This window comes from Streptomyces sp. NH27 (assembly GCF_056859195.1).
Map to the genome: position 1 here is coordinate 1 of NZ_JACEGK010000680.1, position 3,529 is coordinate 3,529.

The following is a 3,529-nucleotide window of genomic DNA, read 5'->3' on the forward strand; positions in this document are numbered from 1 at the left end:
GGGGAGGCGGGCGGTGTGGACGGCGTCGACATGTGCCCAGGCTAGTGCAGGCCCTGGTGCGGTCAGGGCCCTAGCGGCGGCGGTCCGCGAGGATCACCAGGGCCAGGCCGCCGAGGATCACCAGCAGCGCGGGATACGCGGCCGCCGGCGGGGTCTGGCCGAGCCACAGCCCCGCGACCAGCGCGGCGCCCGGGGTCTCCAGCAGGATCGCGGTCGAGGTGGTGGACGGTCCCAGGCCCCGCACCACCCGGTTCAGCAGCGAGTGCCCCAGCAACTGCGCCACCACCGTCAGCGCCGCGATCTTCAGCCAGGTCCGCCCGTCGTACCCGGCCAGCGCCGACCCGGAGACCAGGCACGCGCACAGCAGGGCCACCGCCGTGGTCGCGTAGCAGACGAAGGTGTACGCCGTGGTCGTCGCGGTGCGCCGCACCTCCGAGCCGAGCAGCATGTAGACGGCCGCGGCCAGCCCGGCGCCGAGCGCCAGCGCGTCGCCCACCAGCGCCCGGCTGTCCGTCGACAGGTCGAGCCCGGTGAGGATCAGCACGCCGACGACCGCGAGCGCGGTGCCGCCCCACACCAGCCGCGGCGGGCGGTGGCCGCGCAGCCGCAGGATCAGCGTGGTCCAGATCGGCGTCGTGGTGACCAGAGCGGTCGAGGTGGCGACCGACGTCATGTTCAGGCTCGGCAGCCACATCCCGAAGTGCACGGCCAGCAACAGCCCGGCGAGCACCGACAGACCCAGCGCCCGCCGGCCCGTCCGCCGCAGCTCGCCCCGGTGCCGCCACAGCGCCACCGGGCTGAGCACCCCCACGGCCATCGCGTTCCGCCAGAAGGCGATCGCCAGCGCGGGGGCGGCCGTCGCCGCGATCAGGGGAGCCGACAGGGACACCCCGGCGATCGCCACGGCCAGCAGCGTCAGGTCCACCCCGCGGCCCGCCTCGGGCACTTCGCTGTTCACCGTGGCTGCGGCAAGCGGCTGAGCGGCGGTTCTCTCGGGAGTGGTCACCGCACAAGCGTACGGTCTGCGTCGGTACGTTCCGTTCCGGTCCGATCCGTTCCGTTCCCGGCTGCGGGCCGGTGGCCTGCCGAGCGCGCGGCTCTCCCGCTGGTTCGTTGGTGGCTACGCGGGGAGAGAGCTGACCTACAACCAGCCGTTGCGACGGAACCCGCGATGAATCGCGTAGCAGATCGCCAGGGTCGAGGCGAGCACGACGGGATAGCTGTACGTCCAGCCGAGTTCGGGCATGTGCTTGAAGTTCATGCCGTACACACCGGTGATCATGGTCGGCACCGCGAGAATGGCGGCCCACGCGGTGATCTTGCGCATGTCCTCGTTCTGGACGACGGTCGCCTGCGCGAGGTTGGCCTGGAGGATGGAGTTGAGCAGGTCGTCGAACCCGGTGACCTGCTCGTGCACGCGCGCGACGTGGTCGGCCACGTCACGGAAGTACTTCTGGATCTCCGGGTCGATCAGCCGCATCGGCCGCTCGCCGAGCAACTGCATCGGCCGCAGCAGCGGGGACACCGCCCGCTTGAACTCGAGCACTTCCCGCTTGAGCTGGTAGATCCGCCCGGCGTCGCCGCCGCGCGAGGTCTTCCCGTTGTCGGCGGAGAAGACGTCGATCTCGACCTCGTCGATATCGTCCTGCACCGCTTCGGAGACCGCCAGGTAGTCGTCGACGACCTGGTCCGCGATCGCGTGCAGTACGGCCGATGGGCCTTTGACCAGCAACTCCGGGTCGTCCTCCAGCCGGTGCCGCAGCGCGCGCAGCGACCCGTGCCCGCCGTGCCGGACGGTGATCACGAAGTACCGGCCGGTGAAGACCATCACCTCGCCGCTCTCCACCACCTCGCTGGTGGAGGTGAGTTCGGCGTGCTCGACGTAGCGGATCGTCTTGAAGACGGCGAACAGCGAGTTGTCGTACCGCTCCAGCTTCGGCCGCTGGTGGGCGTGGACGGCGTCCTCGACCGCGAGCGGGTGCAGGCCGAACTCCTCGGCGATGCCCGCGAACTCCTGCTCGGTGGGTTCGTGCAGCCCGATCCACACGAAGCCGTCGCTGCCGTCGCACTGCGATCCCGGCCGCCCGGCGCGCACCGTCTCCAGCGCCTCGTGCGGGTCCGTGGCGTCGCCGTGCCGCACGCCGTCGCGGTAGACGGCGCAGTCCACGATCGCGCTGGTGGCGCGCGGTTCGTGGGTCGGGCCGTAGTCGTAGGACGTGGCGGTCTTGCGGAGGGTCGGCCGCAGGGCAGGGCGTACTACTGCGCGCAGGTCGCGGATCATCGACATGGCAAGCTCCTTCACGGACTGGCCGACGGCATGGTGCCGCACTGAAATGCGGATCAGGGTGGGTGATCGCAGGCAGTTCAGGGCGCTCTTCCGCTGTGGCGGGTTCCGCGGGAGCTGGTGCCTCCCCACCGCATCCGGTGAGGGAGAACCGCGACTCGTGAGGTGACGCGTTTTGGACCCGGTCAGCCGGGTAGGGAACGCGGGACGTGCGAGTACGGCGGGGAATTCAGCGCGCGAAACGGCATACGGAAGAGCTGCCGGTACTGCACGGTCGACTCGGATCCATGTCAGTCCCCACCTCCTCCGGTCGATCCCCGCTGAGGGATGTCCTTGGTGCGCGAGTGAACGCCCTACCTTAGCAAGCCCGAGTGCCTCCTCGGTGCCGCCTTACCGGTTCTGTACGCGTTCTATGCTCGCCGTATGGCTGATGTTCTGGCGCTTGTCGAAGCACGGTTGTCCGATGCCTTCGGTGCGCCCGACGCCCGCGCCGCCGTCACCTTCGTCGGCACCGACCGGGTCGAGGTGCTCCGCTACACCGCCGGTGACCTGGTGCGGTACGCCACGCTCGGGATGTCGGCGCGGCCGATGGCCGACCCGCTCGCCACCGTGGCGGACCCGCTGCGCGGGCCGCGCGGCGAGCTGCTGATCACCGTCCGGGCCGGGCTCGCCGACACCGACAAAGTGCTGCGTCCGTTGGCGGTGCTCGCCGCTTCCCCGCAAGTGGAGGGCCTCGTCATCGCGCCCGGCGGCTCTCTCGACACGACCGAACCGCTCTGGCCGGGTGCTCCCTTCTCCGCGGTCCTCGTCGCCGAACCGGGCGGTCTCGTGCCGGACCTCCCGCTCCCGGAACCCCTCGACCCGGTCCGCTTCTTCCCGCTCCTGCCCATGACCCCCGCGGAAGCCGCCTGGAAACGGGTCCACGGTGCCGCCGCGCTCCAGGATCGCTGGCTGGCCCACGAAACGGACCTCCGCGATCCCCAGCGGGGGGCGGTGCCCCTGACCCCCTAGGGTGCGTGGTTCTGTCGCCCCCGGGACCACCTGTTGGTGGGTGGCTTGTCGCGCCGTTCTCCCCCAGAGCTTCGCCTGGGTGGGGGTGCCCCCGGCGAAGCCAGGGGGAGTGCCCCCACGCGCCCCTGGTTTTGTGCGGCTCGTTCCGCGAAAAGAGCCGCACAAGAGACCAGCTACCAAGCCACCGCAGGGTCCGGCGGACTACGCGGTCGGGGCGGCTCGGCGGGTTGGGGG

General features: G+C 71.0%; 3 protein-coding genes. 1 reads left to right on the forward strand and 2 read right to left on the reverse strand.

Annotation, left to right across the window (positions count from 1 at the left end):
* Positions 1–70 precede the first annotated feature (70 nt).
* Complete coding sequence (locus tag AC13HU_RS34285) at positions 71–958, reverse strand: DMT family transporter (protein WP_483045900.1); 888 nt, start codon at positions 956–958, stop codon at positions 71–73.
* A gap of 183 nt (positions 959–1,141) precedes the next feature.
* Complete coding sequence (locus AC13HU_RS34290; RefSeq protein WP_483045898.1) at positions 1,142–2,287, reverse strand: magnesium and cobalt transport protein CorA; 1,146 nt, start codon at positions 2,285–2,287, stop codon at positions 1,142–1,144.
* A 420-nt stretch (positions 2,288–2,707) separates the two neighbouring features.
* Between AC13HU_RS34290 and AC13HU_RS34295 the strand changes: the two genes are divergently transcribed.
* Complete coding sequence (locus tag AC13HU_RS34295; protein WP_483045899.1) at positions 2,708–3,295, forward strand: suppressor of fused domain protein; 588 nt, start codon at positions 2,708–2,710, stop codon at positions 3,293–3,295.
* Positions 3,296–3,529: the final 234 nt, after the last annotated feature.